Here is a 14,874-nt window from a genome sequence, read left to right on the forward strand (position 1 = left end):
AAACCGGTTCTCTAGAACTGATCGAGCAATCGACGCAGGTAATCGCGTTCGATCTCGGGGCGGTTTTGCTCTGCGGAACGTCTGCGGATTTCGTCAAGCAGCTCTTCGGCGCGGCGGTTAATATCGACGCCACCCAGCAGTTCCTGATCTGTACCCAATTGTCCGGTGTTGCCCATTTCACGGCCCAGCGGATCACGCTGGCCCTGCTCCGGCCTGCCGGATGCCTCGCCTTGCTCTGTACCTTGCCCTGGTTCGGAATTCTGGTTTTCGGCCAAAGCTTGACCTAATTCGCGCATCCCGTTGCGCAATGCATCCAACGCTTCGGCCTGCTGATCTATCGCTTCGGCAAGATCACCGTCGCGCAATGCGTCTTCGGCACCTTCCATGGCTCCCTCTGCCCGCTCGAGCGACCGACGTGCAATATCGCCCGATTCGCCGGGCAAACCGGGGAGGCCGTCGCGTTGGCGTCGCAGTTCTTCACGCAAAGCCTCTTGGCGCTGTGCAAGGCTGCGTTCGTCTGCCTCACCGCCTGCCCCGTCTCCACGTTGCTGGCCGCTTTGCGCATCTTCTCCGACACCTTGGCCTTGCCCTTGCTGGCCCTCTTGGCCTTGCTGACTACCGTTTTGACCCTGCTGGCCTTCTGACCCATCGGGGCTTTGACCTTGGTCACCTTCTTGGCCCTGCTGCCCCGGTTGCGGCTGTTGCCCGGGCTCACCAGGGTTGAACTGCTCCTGCAATTCACTGAAGGAATCATCCGAAAGTTCTTCTTGCTCGCGCAGCGTATCAGACAGGTCTTGCATCGACTGCTCGCCCGGGGATGGCGGGCCATCGCCGCCTTCGCCTTGGGTAACGCGCATGTTTTCCATCATCTGGTTTAGCTGTTCCATCAGCTCTTGCGCTTCGGCCATCCGACCTTCTTGCATCAACTCTTCGATGCGGTCCATCAAAGCCTGCAGTTCGTCCATCGACATCGGCTCACCATCTTGACCGTTGTCTGCTTGGTCGGTGCCGTCGTTCGGTTCAGCCTCTTGCGCCAGCATCCGCAGGTAGTCATCGGTCGCTTCACGCAATTCTTGCATCAGCTCTGCGATTTCCTCGTCTGATGCGCCATTGCGCATCGCTTCTGACAAACGTTCTTGTGCACGGCGCAGACGCTCGCGGGCATCTGCCAAACGGCCGTCTTCAAGTTGAATAGCCAGATCCCAAAGTGCCTTAACGATCTCGGCCTGTCCGTCGTCCGTCATACCGAATTCAGCCATATTATCGAGCCGGCGAATGATAGTGCGCAGGCGCAAATAGGTCGTTTCGTTTGAAAAAAGACCCTCGGGGCGGTTAGAAACTGCACGCAATATCTGGTTCACCCGGACAACATTGGCCTTGGACCACATCAGATCACGGCGTTGTTCAATCACAGCGCGCGCAAACGGCTGGAAAAAGCGGCGGCCAGGTAAAATCATCGGTTCGGCCTGCGAAACACCCGTTTGTTCAGCGTCATCAGTCACGCTCAGTTGCAGTGTCACGGGCAAATTGGCGAGGGGATGTTCGCTTAAGTTATCGATCAAAAAGTCGTCAAAATCCGCGCGGTTGCCCCGAAAAGGCATCGGCAAATCCAAGACAAGCGATGCAATCGGATCAGGGTCAATCGTCAAGCCGTGCCGCCGGTCAACCGCCGCCAAATCCAAGGTGATTGTCGCTGCGCCAAAAGTGACGCCATAGTCATCAAATGCCGCGAAAGGTTGTGACAATTCGCCCATCGCGTCGGACTCGATCGGGCCGGTCAAATCAACAATCGGTGGTTCATCCGCGATTGCTGTGACTTCCCAAGTTGTCGGAGTGGGGCCTGCAATTGTTAGTGTGCCCGATTGGGTAATGACAAACTGTTGCTGCGCATCAGAGGCTGCACCCACGTCATCAACCCTACCCGAAACGGTTTCGGCAACGGTCAGTGCGCCCACTTCACCGTAAAGACGCAGAGTGACCTCACTGCCAGTTGGGACACGCAATGGCCCCGCAGGAATATCATTGAGGTAGATTGATGGCTTGCCCGTATAGGCGGGCGGTTCTACCCATGCTTCCCAAACCGGACCGGTCACAAGCGATGGATCAGACCCCGCAACAATTCCCCCAACAGAGCTGATGCGGAACAAGGACCCAAACAACAGCGCTGCAACAAAGAACAGCAACGCAATGAACCGCAAGCCGTAGGGATCGCGGTTGGAAATACGCAGATCAGGCTCAACGGCGCGCGCCAGTTTGGTGCGATCAGCCATGCGCGCCATGTGGGCCTGCCAGACTGCTTCGGATGCAGCGTCACCACTACCAATCGCTTGGGTGTCTGCCACCGCCGCAATCGGACGGCCCGGAAGGGCAGCATCAACGCGGTCGACGGCTTGGTCCGTTGTCGGAAGGCGGAACTGGCGGATACCCCAGATCAGTGTAGCGACAAGAGCAACCACACTAATGACTGCGCCGCCCCAAAACACCTCAAGCGGGGCAAGGTCCTGCCAGCCCATCATCAACGGAGCAAGGACAAGGAAAATCGCGGTCCAGAACGGCCAGAATGCGCGCACAACTTGTTCGGCCACCATACCCAAGCGGGTTGCAGCAACGGGCAGACGCAAATGGCGCATTTGGTCGTGCGGTGCGTTCAGCGGGCCTCTCCCTTGGTTGTGCGACGCGGGGCCGGTCAGGTTAGCTTAACCACTCTGGCATTGTATCGCGTGCGATCATCTCTTCATAGGTAGGGCGTGCGCGGATAACTGCAAATTGATCACCATCAACCAAAACCTCTGGGATCAGCGGGCGCGAGTTATATTCCGACGACATTACCGCACCGTAAGCCCCAGCAGAGCGGAACGCGACCAGATCATCCACGCCCACAGGCGGCATTTCGCGCGCTTTGGCAAAAGTGTCGCCACTTTCGCAGATCGGGCCAACAATATCGTATTTTGCAGGCTCGACACCCGGTGCGGGTTCGATCACCGGCACGATATCGTGCCACGCCTCGTACATCGCCGGACGAATCAGATCGTTCATCGCGCCATCAAGGATCAAGAACTCGCGGTCCTCGCCGGATTTGACGTAGATGACCTTTGAGACCATCAAACCCGCGTTGCCAGAGATCAAACGCCCCGGTTCAATCTCGATCTCGCAGCCTAAATGACCAACCGTGCGCTGGATCAGCGCGCCATAATCTGACGGCAATGGCGGAGCCTCGTTTGACCGCGCATATGGAATACCCAAGCCACCGCCCAGATCAAGGCGTGTGATCTCATGGCCATCCGCACGTAGTTGTTCAGTCAGTTCGGCTACTTTGTTATAAGCTGCCTCAAACGGGGCAAGATCGGTCAGTTGCGATCCGATATGTACGTCAACACCCACAACCTTAAGGCCAGCCATTTTACCGGCCATTGCGTAAACTTCGCGGGCACGGCTGATCGGGATGCCGAATTTGTTTTCGGATTTGCCTGTCGCGATCTTAGCATGGGTCTTCGCATCAACATCAGGGTTCACGCGGATCGTGACTGGCACCACAGCACCCAATGACTGGGCAACTTGATCCAGCACGATCATTTCAGGTTCGCTTTCGATATTGAACTGGCGAATCCCGCCCGTGATCGCAAGGCGCATTTCCTCGGCGGTTTTACCGACACCGGAAAAGACAATCTTTTCACCGGGAATACCTGCGGCCTTTGCGCGCAAGTATTCACCCGCAGACACAACATCCATGCCAGCGCCCGCATCACCCAAAACCTTGATGACCGCTTGGTTCGACAGCGATTTCATCGCAAAGCACACCAAATGGTCGCCCCACGCCAATGCATCGTCAAACAAGGCAAAGTGACGTTTCAGCGTCGCAGTAGAATAGACATAAAACGGCGTGCCAACTGCAGCTGCGATTTCAGCAACAGGAACGTCCTCGGCGAAAAGTGCGCCGTCACGATAAAGAAAATGATCCAAGCGGGGTGATCCTTGTCCAAAGCCAGCTTTGGGACATATCAGATCACAGGCAAAGACCAACCCTGATTTGCAGGCCCTAAAGTGCGCGCACCGTATGGGGATCGCGGGCATAACTTATGCGTCCGCGCAGATACAGATACAGCGGCAACCCACAGCTGACACCGATACAAAACGTTGCCGGAATCGCAATCAGGCTTAACCAGTTCTTGTTCCGGAATGCTTCAACAATGACCCACAAGGTCAACGTGATCGCTGCAATCGTCAAATCCCAAACCAGCCCGCTTGTGGCGGCATTCACATGCCAAGCATCGACCATTGCCATGATGTCCCAACCCTCGGATTGGAACCAGCTGACGAAGTAATACATCGGATGGATGGCGCCCCAGATCGCCAGCGCCAGAAAGACGCGGCCCATTAAAAACCGACCCCGACCGAAACTGTGCCGTTAGACGCGCCGACGCTAGCGCCTGTAGTCACGCCGTTCGTGCCTACACCCACACCGACACTGGCGCTCGGCGTAAAGGGCGCGCCGTCAGCACCACACGCCGCCAAAGCGACAACAGACAAGATCAATGCAATTCGCTTCATTTCAAAACCTCTTTCCAATGCGCCACTTGGGCGCGCACGCCCGATGGCGCTGTCCCGCCAAAACTGGTCCGCGACGCCACCGAATTTTCTACGCCAAGCACATCAAATACATCCGTGCGGATGCCGTCGTGTACGCTGCGCATGTCGTCCAATGTCAAGTCAGGCAGGTCGCAACCCTTGCCCTCTGCCATGGCGACCAACGATCCCGTCACGTGATGTGCTTCGCGGAAAGGTAGCCCAAGTTCGCGCACCAGCCAATCGGCCAGATCGGTCGCTGTCGAAAATCCGCCTGCCGCCGCAGCTTTGAGGTTGTCACGCTGGGCTGTCATATCCGTGACCATGCCCGTCATTGCGGCCAAGGCCAGCATCAGGTTATCGGCGGCATCAAAGGTTTGCTCTTTGTCTTCTTGCATGTCTTTGGAATAGGTCAGCGGCAACCCTTTCATCACCGTCATCAAGGCGACATTGGCCCCGAAAATCCGACCAATCTTGGCGCGGATCAGCTCTGCGGCATCTGGATTACGCTTTTGCGGCATGATCGACGATCCGGTAGACCATTTGTCCGACATCTTCACAAAGCGGAACTGGGCAGAGGACCAGATCACCAATTCTTCGGCCAAACGGCTAAGATGCATGGCGCAAATGCTGGCAGACGCCAGATAATCCAAAGCAAAGTCACGATCTGCGACCGCATCCAGTGAATTGGACATCGGGCGATCAAAGCCTAACGCATCCGCAGTCATCTGCCGATCAATCGGGAACGAAGTGCCAGCCAGCGCCGCAGCACCCAAAGGTGATGTATTCATGCGCTTGCGTGCATCCGCAAAGCGCGAACGGTCGCGGGCAATCATTTCTACATATGCCAACATATGATGGCCCCACGTCACAGGTTGCGCTGTCTGCAAATGGGTAAAGCCGGGCATAACCCAATCAGCACCAGCCTCTGCCTGTCCCAACAAGGCAGACTGCAATGCAGCCAAAGCAGCATCCGCTTGATCGCATTGATCACGCACCCAAAGGCGGAAATCGACGGCAACCTGATCATTGCGCGACCGCGCAGTGTGCAAACGGCCCGCAGGTTCGCCAATTAGGTCACGCAAGCGTGCCTCGACGTTCATGTGGATATCTTCCAACGCAGTCGAGAACGGGAAATCGCCCGTTTCAATCTCTGACAATACAGTGAGCAGGCCTTCCCGAATGGCGGCCGCATCGCTATCTGTGATGATGCCACAGGCGGCCAACATGGCAGCGTGTGCGCGTGAACCTGCGATGTCTTGAGGTGCAAGGCGTCGGTCATACCCGATCGAGGCGTTAATCGCCTGCATGATCGCGTCTGGTCCGGCGGCAAAACGCCCGCCCCACATGGTGTTTGCAGATTTAGTCATGAAGGAAATCGCCTATGCGCAAGTTAATGTCAGCACTGCTTTATACGGCCCTTCTTGGTCTTGCAAATATCAGTCACGCTGATGTGGCCGCAGCAAATGCGATGCGCGAAGGTGATATGCGCAAATTGAACTTTCATGGCACCCCGCTGACGACCACCGATGTGGCGTTTACCAGCGAAGACGGGCAAGAAATGACCCTTGCCGATTTCGAAGGCAAATACATCGTGCTGAATTTCTGGGCCACGTGGTGTGCCCCGTGCCGCAAGGAAATGCCGCATTTGTCGGCGCTACAAGACTTGATGGGCGGCGATGATTTTGAGGTCGTGACGATTGCCACCGGCCGTAACCCTTTGCCTGCAATGCAGCGTTTCTTGGCAGAGATCGAAGTCGATAACCTGCCGCTGCACACTGATCCGCGTCAGGCTTTGGCACGCAATCTGGGCGTCTTGGGCCTACCTGCGACGCTTGTCATCAACCCGGAAGGCCAAGAGATTGGCCGCATGCAAGGCGAGGCCGATTGGTCTAGCGAAAACGCAATCGCGATCCTACGGACCCTGATGGCACCCGAAAGCTAGGCGTGCCCTGCGGTTGCCGACAGCAGCAACGGATCAATCCCCATCAATCCAAGCGCTGCAGTCCATTTATCATTGTTATCCGTGCCAAAGACGACCTTTTCTGAGGGCTGACAGGTCAACCAGCCATTCTGGCCAATCTCGTATTCCAGCTGCCCCGGACCCCACCCCGAATAGCCCAACGCTAACATTGAAACCGACGGACCTTCGCCCTTGGCGATATCCTCGAGTACCTCAAGCGTCGCGGTCATTCGAAAGGTATCATCGACCTCTAGCGTTCCAGTCGCGGCCTTATAATCATTGCCGTGCAGGACAAAGCCGCGCTGCCGTTCAACCGGACCGCCGAAATGCACCTGCGCATCGCGCGCGCCTTGCACCTTGGGAATATCCAACTGCTCAAGCAGTTGCGCAAAAGACACCTTGGGCTGTGGTTTGTTGATGATCAAACCCATGCCGCCCTCGTCTGAATGAGAGCACATATAGATCACAGTGTTTGCAAACCGCGGGTCCGACATATCGGGCATCGCAATCAGAAGTTTTCCGGCCAAGTTTGAATCTGCAGTTTTCATCGGCTTAAGATGTAAAACCTATCGCCCCGACGCAAGCGCCAAGATTGCAAAGTCTGGCGGAAACGTGACTTCCCATTGCAGCCGCTTTGGATAAAGAAGGGCTATGCGCCAGAACCCGCTTATCCTTATCGCCCTCGCGGCCTTGCCAAGCTTTGCCCTTGGTCAGCCTTTTGACGACCTCGCGCAGGTCGACGTGCTGGACGGTTGGCGCAGCGACGACGGCACGCATATGGCCGCCGTCAGAATAACGCTGGCACCCGGCTGGGTGACATATTGGCGTGCGCCGGGTGATGCAGGTATCCCGCCGCAGTTCAAATTTTCCAGCAACGCATCCATCCAAAGCATCACACCCCACTGGCCAACCCCCGAAGTCTTTGGCGAAAACGGAATGCGGTCCATCGGCTACTACGACAGCGTTGTAGTGCCACTATCGCTTGATATTGAGGCTGATGGGCAAGATGTTGCCATCCAAGGCGAGATGACGATCGGCGTCTGCGAAGAGATCTGCATTCCGGTTACGTTGAACTTTGACGCGCTCTTGCCGGCGATTGGTGCGCCTGACGGGGCAATTAGTGCTGCAATGGCGGACCGCCCAACCACACAAGCCGCCGCAAACGTCGGGGCTGTGACCTGCAAAATCGATCCGATCGCAGACGGGCTTCGCATGACCACTGCGATTGATGTTGCCAGTACTGGCGCGTCAGAACATGTGGTGATTGAAACCAGTAACCCCCGCGTTTGGGTGTCCGAGGCAACGTCTGTGCGGATCGGCAACACTCTGCAATCCACTGTCGATATGGTGCATCCCAGCGGGCAGCCATTTGCGATGGATCGGTCCGGTGTCCGGATAACCGTTCTTGGAACAGATCAAGCTATCGATATTCGCGGCTGCTCTGCGGGTTAACTCCGCGCGCGGCGCAAGCCCTGCGACAAGGCGGCGACCAAATAGATCGCCAAAAGCAACACCATCAAGCCTGCGATAAAGACCGCCAATGCGGCACCAAACCCGCCTTGCAACATTGGCAAGGCCGCTGCGACCGCAGGCAACGGACCGCCTGTCACTAACAATGGCGCCAAAGTTATCCCAAACAGCACAAGCGCACCCAGCGCGCCCAAGCCCGCAGGTGCGAACATTGCCAACCGTCGCCCACGCAGTGCGCGTTTAGCTGATTGCACTTGGCGGTATACGTCCGCTTGCATGGCCATCACAGACGGCACAACCAACAACACCAGCACCATCCCGAATGCCAAACCAAAGACCAGCGTGACGACTGTCGGTTTCAGGAATTCGGCTTGGTTAGAGCCTTCATAAAGCAACGGCGTCAGGCCCAGCACTGTCGTCAGTGTCGTCAACATCACTGGCCGTAGCCGGTCAACTGTGCCGTCAATAATCGCAGGCACCAGCCCGCGATCTTGAGCGTATTCATCAACTGTTGTCACCAAAACAATACTGTCGTTGATGATGATGCCCACCATTCCGATCAAACCGACGACTGTGAACATGCTCATCGGGATGCCCCAGATGTAATGACCATAGATCGTGCCGACCAAGGCAAACGGAATAATCGACATCACAACGACAGGCCGCGTCCAACTGCTGAATATCCATGCCAGCGTCAGATAGATGCCTAGCAACACAAGGATCAGTCCTGTGCGGGCATCATTCAAGAACCGTTGCTCTTGCTCGCTTTGGCCCGACAACATGGTTTCAATCGCAAAGTTACTCTCAACGCGCGGCAGGATATCGTCGTTGATAATCTGTTGGATTTCGGTCGCACGCGCGGCATCATCATCGTCCAGATCACCAATGACCGAGATCAGCTGAATGCCGTTTTCACGCCGCACCGTCGAAAATCCTGTCCGGCTTTGGACCGTCACCACATCGGCAAGCGGCACATAGATCCCGTCTGGTGTGCGGATTTGGGTGCGATCCAGGAAATCAGCCGATAATTCGCTGTCCGGCAACTCAACCCTGATCGTGCCCGACCGCGCGCCGTCAGGAAAACTTGCGGCCTCAATTCCGCCAAGACGGTTGCGCAGAATACGTCCTAGCCCGTCAATGCTCAGGCCCAGCGCGTCACCTTGCGGGGTCAATTCTAGGATCAGTTCTTCTTTGTCGTAGGCCAGTGTGTCTTCAAGTCCCGAAATCTCGGCAAATTGGCCCAACTCGGTTTTCAACGCCTCGGCTGCGGCTTTCAGCGTATCGCTGTTTGCGCCAAACATCTGAATATCCAGACTGTCGCCACCCGGCCCTGATCCCCAACTGCGGAAACTGACGGTTTCAGCCATCGGATGCTGCACAATGCTATCTTGCAACGCGCTAACAAAAGCAAAACTGGTGTAAGGACGGCTATCGGCATCGATGAGTTCGATTGTAATAGAGCCCAATTGATCGGCATCTTTAGTATCTGATCCAGCAATCGCGCGGCCAGAATTGCCACCCACTTCGGCCACAACGAACTGCAGCGGGTTGGCGCCATGTTCTGCTTCGTATTCAGCGCCCAGCGCATCGGTTGCCCGCTGCATTTCGCGCATCATTTCCAGCGTATCTTGGCGGGTCGCACCTGGAAGCATCGCAAAATTGCCAGTGACTTGGCTTTGTTCGGGCGCATTGAAGAAACGCCAGTTCACATCACCGCGAATAAACAGTGTGATCTGGCTGGCAAGCAGTACCAAAGCCATCGCAACAACCGGATACCGCGCCTTGATCACCAATCCCATGAAGGGACGAAACAGCGTCTCGCGGAACCAATCAAAGCCACGGTTCACTGTGCGCGACGGCCAATCATACCAGTGATCCTTGGCCGAATGAGCCATTGAATGCGCAAGGTGATTAGGCAGGATCAAAAAGCATTCGATCAAACTCGCGGCCAACACGACGATAACCGTGAACGGAATATCAGAGATCAGATCACCAAAGCGGCCCCCGATAATCACCAATCCAAAGAAGGCGATAATCGTGGTCAGCGTGGCAGAAAAAACCGGACTGAACATGCGTTTGGCGGCACGTTCTGCGGCAACCATCGGGTCCTCGCCCAAATGCCGAACGCGGTAATCCGCGTGTTCGCCCACGACAATCGCATCGTCCACCACGATCCCGAGCGTAATTATCAACGCAAAAAGCGAGATCATATTGATCGTAATGCCGACGATATACATCAGCGCAATCGCGGCCAACATCGCGACAGGGATACCAAACGCGACCCAGAATGCAGTCCGCGCGTTCAAGAACAAGAACAGCAGGCCAACGACCAGCATCAAACCAGTCAGCGCGTTATCTAGCAGGATATCCAAACGCGCTGAAATCAGCTCTGCCCGCCCGTTCGTCAGTTGAATGGTAACGCCTTGCGGCAGCGACGCTGTCAACTCTTGTGCGACCTGTTCAACAGTTTTCTGCATGCCGATGGCATCGCCTTGGGCAGATCGCTGTACGCGCACCTTGATTGCAGGATCATCCCCCACAAAATACGCGCGATTGCGGTCAGTCCCTTCGACCGTCACCGTCGCTACATCGTCAATCGTCAGCTTTGACCCATCAGGGTTAGAGCGTAGAACAATTGCGCCAATATCTTCGGCAGAGCGTTTCGCGACACCTGTACGGACCCGCGCATTGCCGGACACATCGCCTGCAGGATCGGCTTCGGCCTCTTCTGCGATGCGGGCGGCGATGTCGGACAGGCCGATGTCATACTGGATCAACGACAATGACGGGACTTCGACAACCGTAGAAGGCGCAGCAACACCTTGGACAATCACCTGTGTGACGCCTTGGGCAAACAAACGGCTCGAGAATTCGTCAGCGAAACGACCCAATTGATCGACACCGACCGGACCCGTGATCACAACGTCGGTTACGCGGTCGGACCAACCGCCGCGCCTGACGCTGGGGTCTTCGGCATCAACAGGCAGGTTATTGGCACTATCGACCGCCAACTGCACATCTTCGGCAGCGCGGTCGATGTCATAGCCGGGATCGAATTCAATCCTGATCGAAGCACTGCCTTCGCGCGACGTCGACGACGATGATGTCACACCTTCGACGGCGAGCAAAACAGGCTCCAACACCTGCACGATTGCCGCGTCTACGTCTTCAGCACCCGCACCTTGCCACGCGACCGAAACCGTCAGGTCATCAACAACCACATCAGGGAAAAACTGCGCGCGCATGTTTGGAAAAGCGAACAACCCCGCCGTCAGCATCAGCACCAATAACAGGTTCGCTGCTGTCTTGTGACGCGTAAAGTACGACAGAATACCGCCCGCGCTTGCGTTTAGTTTTTCACCACCAGTGATCATTAGCTACCCATCCGCGCTTCAAGCCGCGTGACGGTCTGCGATGACACTTCGTCCGCTTCAAGTTCGCCGATGATCCGCGCTTTGGCGTCGTCCGGCATGCGGCCTTCGCTGACAAACGCGATAAGTTTTGCGCGGCGCTCCGCGTCCAGCGCAATCATCTCCGGCTCTGGTTCTGCCTCAACTACACCGGGAACAATTGGACGTACCTTTATCCCTGCCCCTAAGAGAGGAGAGCGTTCAGCGACAATCGTTGCACCCACATTTTCGCCAACAGCGATAATCACGTCATCCCCTTGCCTGCGCAAAAGCTGCACATCGGCACTGCGCAAACGGTCTTCATCGCCGACAATCAAAACGGTTTGATCAGCGGCCACAGCTGTTGCCGGTACAAGCACAACATCCGCAAGCGCGGGTTCAGCAATCCGTACCGTCACAAAATCACCGGGGCGAAAACCGGGGGCGGTATCAATCCGCGCAAACAAAAGCCGACCCGTTTGACCGGCGCCGACCGTTGCACCTTCGCGGGTGATCTGACCTGCCGCACGCAGGTTCACGCCAGATACGTCCAACGTCACATCGACAGGGGCTTTCATCAATTGACCGGCATCATCCAAGAGCCGCGCGTATTGCGAGGTAGAGACGCGAAAAGACACTTCAAGCTGCGACGGATCAACCAACTGCGCAAAGCGTTCGTTGGCTGTAACACGCCCACCGGGGCTTATCGTGACTTCTGCCAAAGTGCCGTTAAATGCGGCGTATACTTGCGTATCTGCAACAGCGCGTTCCGCTTGGGACACGGTGATCTGCGCGCGCGCCAGCCGCGTTGTGGCCTGATCGATGCGGGCTTGTGCAGATGCCAACCCCTGCCTGCGGGTTAAAACAGCGGCTTGGGCGGCAGACGCGGCCAATTCTGCAGTCTCAACCGCGGCGGCCGTACCAACACCGCGTGTTTCAAGATCCACGGCACGGGCCAATGCCTGATCGCGCAAACCTGCCTGCGCGCGCGCGGCAGTCAGTTCATCTTGGGCCAATATCAACGCACGATCAGCGTCGCGCAGTTCCGCCTGCGCGTCCTGCAAATCAGCGCGAATACTGGCGAGGGCTGCTTCGGCCTCGACTGGATCAATGCGTAGCAACAACTGGCCTGCGGTCACGGTTCCGCCTTCAACCAGTGCATCGCTCGCCTCAAGAACCGTGCCGCCAATTGCACTGCGCAGATCAAGTGTGCGCTGGCTGCGCAATTCACCAAACACAGTTAGCTCAGGCGTGATGGTCACGGGATCAAGGGTGATCACATTGACCGCCAAAATACGTTCACGCTGCGGGAAACTGCGCGGCTCTTCGTTCATGCGCGCCGAAACGGCGCCTTGCACCATTGCACCCGCCCACGCAGTCAGCGCTAGCGTGACCGCCAGTAGAAACACACCTGTCAGGCTACGACGTAGAAACCGCATTCAGAATATCCTTGGCCAGTGCACTATAAATTAGGCGGAAAGCCCGTGCTTTCCAGTTAAACGCACGATGTCGTTATTTCCGGCGCAAATGTTCGTCCAATCGCGGCATAATTTCAACAAAATTACAGGGGCGGTGACGGTAATCCAACTGGCGCTCAAGAATTTCGTCCCAAGCGTCTTTACAGGCACCTGGTGATCCGGGCAGCGCGAACAGATATGTGCCTTGGGCCACACCTGCGGTCGCACGACTTTGCACTGCGCTGGTGCCGATTTTTTTCATGCTGACGATCGTAAAGATCGTGCCGAAAGCATCAATTTCTTTCTCATAGACATCGCGGTGGGCTTCGACCGTGACATCGCGGCCCGTTAGCCCAGTTCCGCCTGTTGAGATCACAACGTCTATTGCATCGTCCGCACACCATGCGCGTAATTGATCCGCGATCTGGTCGCGCTCATCGGTGATAATCTCGCGAACGGCCACGCTATGTCCAGCCTTTTCAATGCGATCCACGAGCGTTTGGCCAGACTTGTCATCGGCCAATTGCCGCGTGTCGCTCACGGTCAGCACAGCGATGCGGACTGGAACAAAGTTCTTATTCTCGTCGATTGTGCTCATTTTGCCCTCACAAACACGGGTTCGAGACGGGCAGACGGGGCAAAGACATCATGCCATCAATTTCCGCGCGGCTCTCTATGGTGAATATCTGATCGGCCAAATTGGTAACAACGCTTAGGTTGGAACAGTACGGACGCGCGGCCACGATCTGCGACGCAACCAAACTGTCAAAACGCTCTTGCACGGTTTCGCGGGACGCAACGGGCACAGCATTTGCGGCATAGAACGACAATGCCTTGTCCAGATAGGTGGCCTGAATGGCTGCCTGATCCTCTGGCAGGCTCGCTTCGCAAGCCTGCAGTGCACTTTCGATAGTAGCTAGGATGCTAACGAAACAACCCACTGCCCCTTCGCCGCTTTCATCAAGGCCTGTGTACTGCCGTTCCTCATTGCTATCGTGCAGAATAGTAATATTTTCTAACTGCAAAATCTGGCGCGCGGGTGAAACCACCTGCACTTTGTCCGGATTGTCAACAAACAGCCCTGCATAATCAATCAGATCAAGCGGGTCTGCCAAAGCGGGTCCTGCACAAAGTGCTGCAATGATCGCCAGTCGTTTCATTCATTTATCCTTGTAAGCCGCGCAAATGCGCGTTCAGTTCAAGTAGATCGGCCCAAGCTTCGCGCTTGGCAATGGGATTACGCAGCAAATGATCGGGGTGCAGCATCGGCAAGCAGGGCTTGCCCAAAACCTCGGCCCATGTGCCACGCAGACGGGAAATGCCATTGCGCGCCATGAGTGCCGCACAAGGTGTGTTGCCCATCAAAATCAAAACATCAGGGTCAACCAAAGCGACATGACGTTCCAGAAATGGCAGCATCATAGCAATCTCTGATGCGTCCGGCGCGCGGTTTGAAGGGGGACGCCATGGTAAAACTGTTGTGACATAAAGACTGCGTGCTGCGTCAGCATGTGCGCGGCCCATCTGGATCGCGTCAAACATCCGGTCCAGCAATTGACCTGCCCGGCCAACAAAGGGCCGCCCAGCGCGGTCTTCTTCGCGGCTAGGCGCGTCACCAATGATCATAACGCGCGCAGCCAGGTTGCCATCGCCAAAGACAAACTTGCGCGCACCACGCTTCAATTCGCAGTGCTCAAACGCTTCCATGGCGGCCATTAGGGCGGGCAGATCACTGGCGGCAGCAGCTGCGGTTCGCGCCAATCCAACGGCATCTATTTCTGGCGCTTGCGGCAATGGGGGCGTTGGCGCGCGCTTTTCAGGACCGCCGGTTTGGGCCGCTGGTGTTGGGGCAATTTTCGGTTCCGGCTTTGCGGTTTCCAACGCATATCGGTCAATCGGCGCGTCCAAAATCGCGTCCGTCGCTCCCAACTCTACCTGCCATTCCAGCAAGGCGCGGTCGTTCCAATATTTGTTCACCGAATCCATGAGCCATACGATATGCTGGATCGCAACAGATGTGCAGTGCTTGCAG

The 14,874-nt window shown here is 56.4% G+C and carries 13 protein-coding genes; 2 read left to right on the forward strand and 11 right to left on the reverse strand.

Features of this window, described 5'->3' with window-relative positions:
- Window positions 1–11: 11 nt before the first annotated feature.
- The 5 genes from QZ197_RS00150 to argH all read right to left on the reverse strand — a co-directional run bounded on the left by QZ197_RS00150 (window position 12) and on the right by argH (window position 5,933).
- On the reverse strand, window positions 12–2,630 hold the full coding sequence (locus tag QZ197_RS00150) for a TIGR02302 family protein (RefSeq protein ID WP_296429182.1): 2,619 nt from the start codon (window positions 2,628–2,630) through the stop codon (window positions 12–14).
- Between the two features lie 61 nt (window positions 2,631–2,691).
- Complete coding sequence (gene lysA / locus QZ197_RS00155; protein ID WP_296429183.1) at window positions 2,692–3,960, reverse strand: diaminopimelate decarboxylase; 1,269 nt, start codon at window positions 3,958–3,960, stop codon at window positions 2,692–2,694.
- Window positions 3,961–4,036: 76 nt separating this feature from the next.
- On the reverse strand, window positions 4,037–4,375 hold the full coding sequence (locus QZ197_RS00160; RefSeq protein ID WP_296429184.1) for a DUF2834 domain-containing protein: 339 nt from the start codon (window positions 4,373–4,375) through the stop codon (window positions 4,037–4,039).
- Complete coding sequence (locus QZ197_RS00165; RefSeq protein WP_296429185.1) at window positions 4,375–4,548, reverse strand: hypothetical protein; 174 nt, start codon at window positions 4,546–4,548, stop codon at window positions 4,375–4,377. Before QZ197_RS00165 ends, QZ197_RS00160 begins: the two co-directional genes overlap by 1 nt.
- Complete coding sequence (gene argH / locus QZ197_RS00170) at window positions 4,545–5,933, reverse strand: argininosuccinate lyase (RefSeq protein ID WP_296429186.1); 1,389 nt, start codon at window positions 5,931–5,933, stop codon at window positions 4,545–4,547. Before argH ends, QZ197_RS00165 begins: the two co-directional genes overlap by 4 nt.
- A 14-nt stretch (window positions 5,934–5,947) precedes the next feature.
- Between argH and QZ197_RS00175 the strand changes: the two genes are divergently transcribed.
- Window positions 5,948–6,508 carry a TlpA disulfide reductase family protein gene (locus tag QZ197_RS00175; protein ID WP_296429187.1) on the forward strand — a complete coding sequence of 187 codons (561 nt, stop codon included), beginning with the start codon at window positions 5,948–5,950 and terminating at the stop codon, window positions 6,506–6,508.
- On the opposite strand, the gene QZ197_RS00180 is transcribed toward QZ197_RS00175, so the two are convergent.
- Window positions 6,505–7,074, reverse strand: a complete 570-nt coding sequence (locus QZ197_RS00180; RefSeq protein WP_296429188.1) for a YqgE/AlgH family protein — start codon at window positions 7,072–7,074, stop codon at window positions 6,505–6,507. The two genes, QZ197_RS00175 and QZ197_RS00180, sit on opposite strands and share 4 nt — an antisense overlap.
- Before the next feature lie 103 nt (window positions 7,075–7,177).
- On the opposite strand from QZ197_RS00180, the gene QZ197_RS00185 reads away from it, so the two are divergent.
- Complete coding sequence (locus QZ197_RS00185) at window positions 7,178–7,978, forward strand: protein-disulfide reductase DsbD domain-containing protein (RefSeq protein WP_296429189.1); 801 nt, start codon at window positions 7,178–7,180, stop codon at window positions 7,976–7,978.
- Here QZ197_RS00185 and QZ197_RS00190 read toward each other — a convergent pair.
- The 5 genes from QZ197_RS00190 to QZ197_RS00210 form a co-directional block, all read right to left on the reverse strand.
- A complete protein-coding gene (locus QZ197_RS00190; RefSeq protein WP_296429190.1) occupies window positions 7,975–11,370 on the reverse strand; it encodes an efflux RND transporter permease subunit in 3,396 nt (1,131 codons plus the stop codon). The genes QZ197_RS00185 and QZ197_RS00190 overlap by 4 nt on opposite strands.
- Window positions 11,370–12,824, reverse strand: coding sequence for an HlyD family efflux transporter periplasmic adaptor subunit (locus QZ197_RS00195; RefSeq protein WP_296429191.1), 1,455 nt, complete (start codon window positions 12,822–12,824; stop codon window positions 11,370–11,372). Before QZ197_RS00195 ends, QZ197_RS00190 begins: the two co-directional genes overlap by 1 nt.
- A 73-nt stretch (window positions 12,825–12,897) precedes the next feature.
- Window positions 12,898–13,440, reverse strand: coding sequence for a molybdenum cofactor biosynthesis protein B (gene moaB / locus QZ197_RS00200; RefSeq protein ID WP_296429193.1), 543 nt, complete (start codon window positions 13,438–13,440; stop codon window positions 12,898–12,900).
- Window positions 13,441–13,447: 7 nt separating this feature from the next.
- The gene (locus tag QZ197_RS00205; RefSeq protein ID WP_296429194.1) at window positions 13,448–14,002 is read right to left on the reverse strand and encodes a hypothetical protein; all 555 of its coding nucleotides are present in this window, start codon (window positions 14,000–14,002) and stop codon (window positions 13,448–13,450) included.
- Between the two features lie 4 nt (window positions 14,003–14,006).
- Window positions 14,007–14,828, reverse strand: coding sequence for a uracil-DNA glycosylase (locus QZ197_RS00210; RefSeq protein ID WP_296429196.1), 822 nt, complete (start codon window positions 14,826–14,828; stop codon window positions 14,007–14,009).
- Window positions 14,829–14,874: the final 46 nt, after the last annotated feature.

The sequence above is a fragment of the Yoonia sp. genome (genome assembly GCF_017854415.1).
In the GTDB taxonomy this organism is placed as follows: Bacteria; Pseudomonadota; Alphaproteobacteria; order Rhodobacterales; family Rhodobacteraceae; genus Yoonia.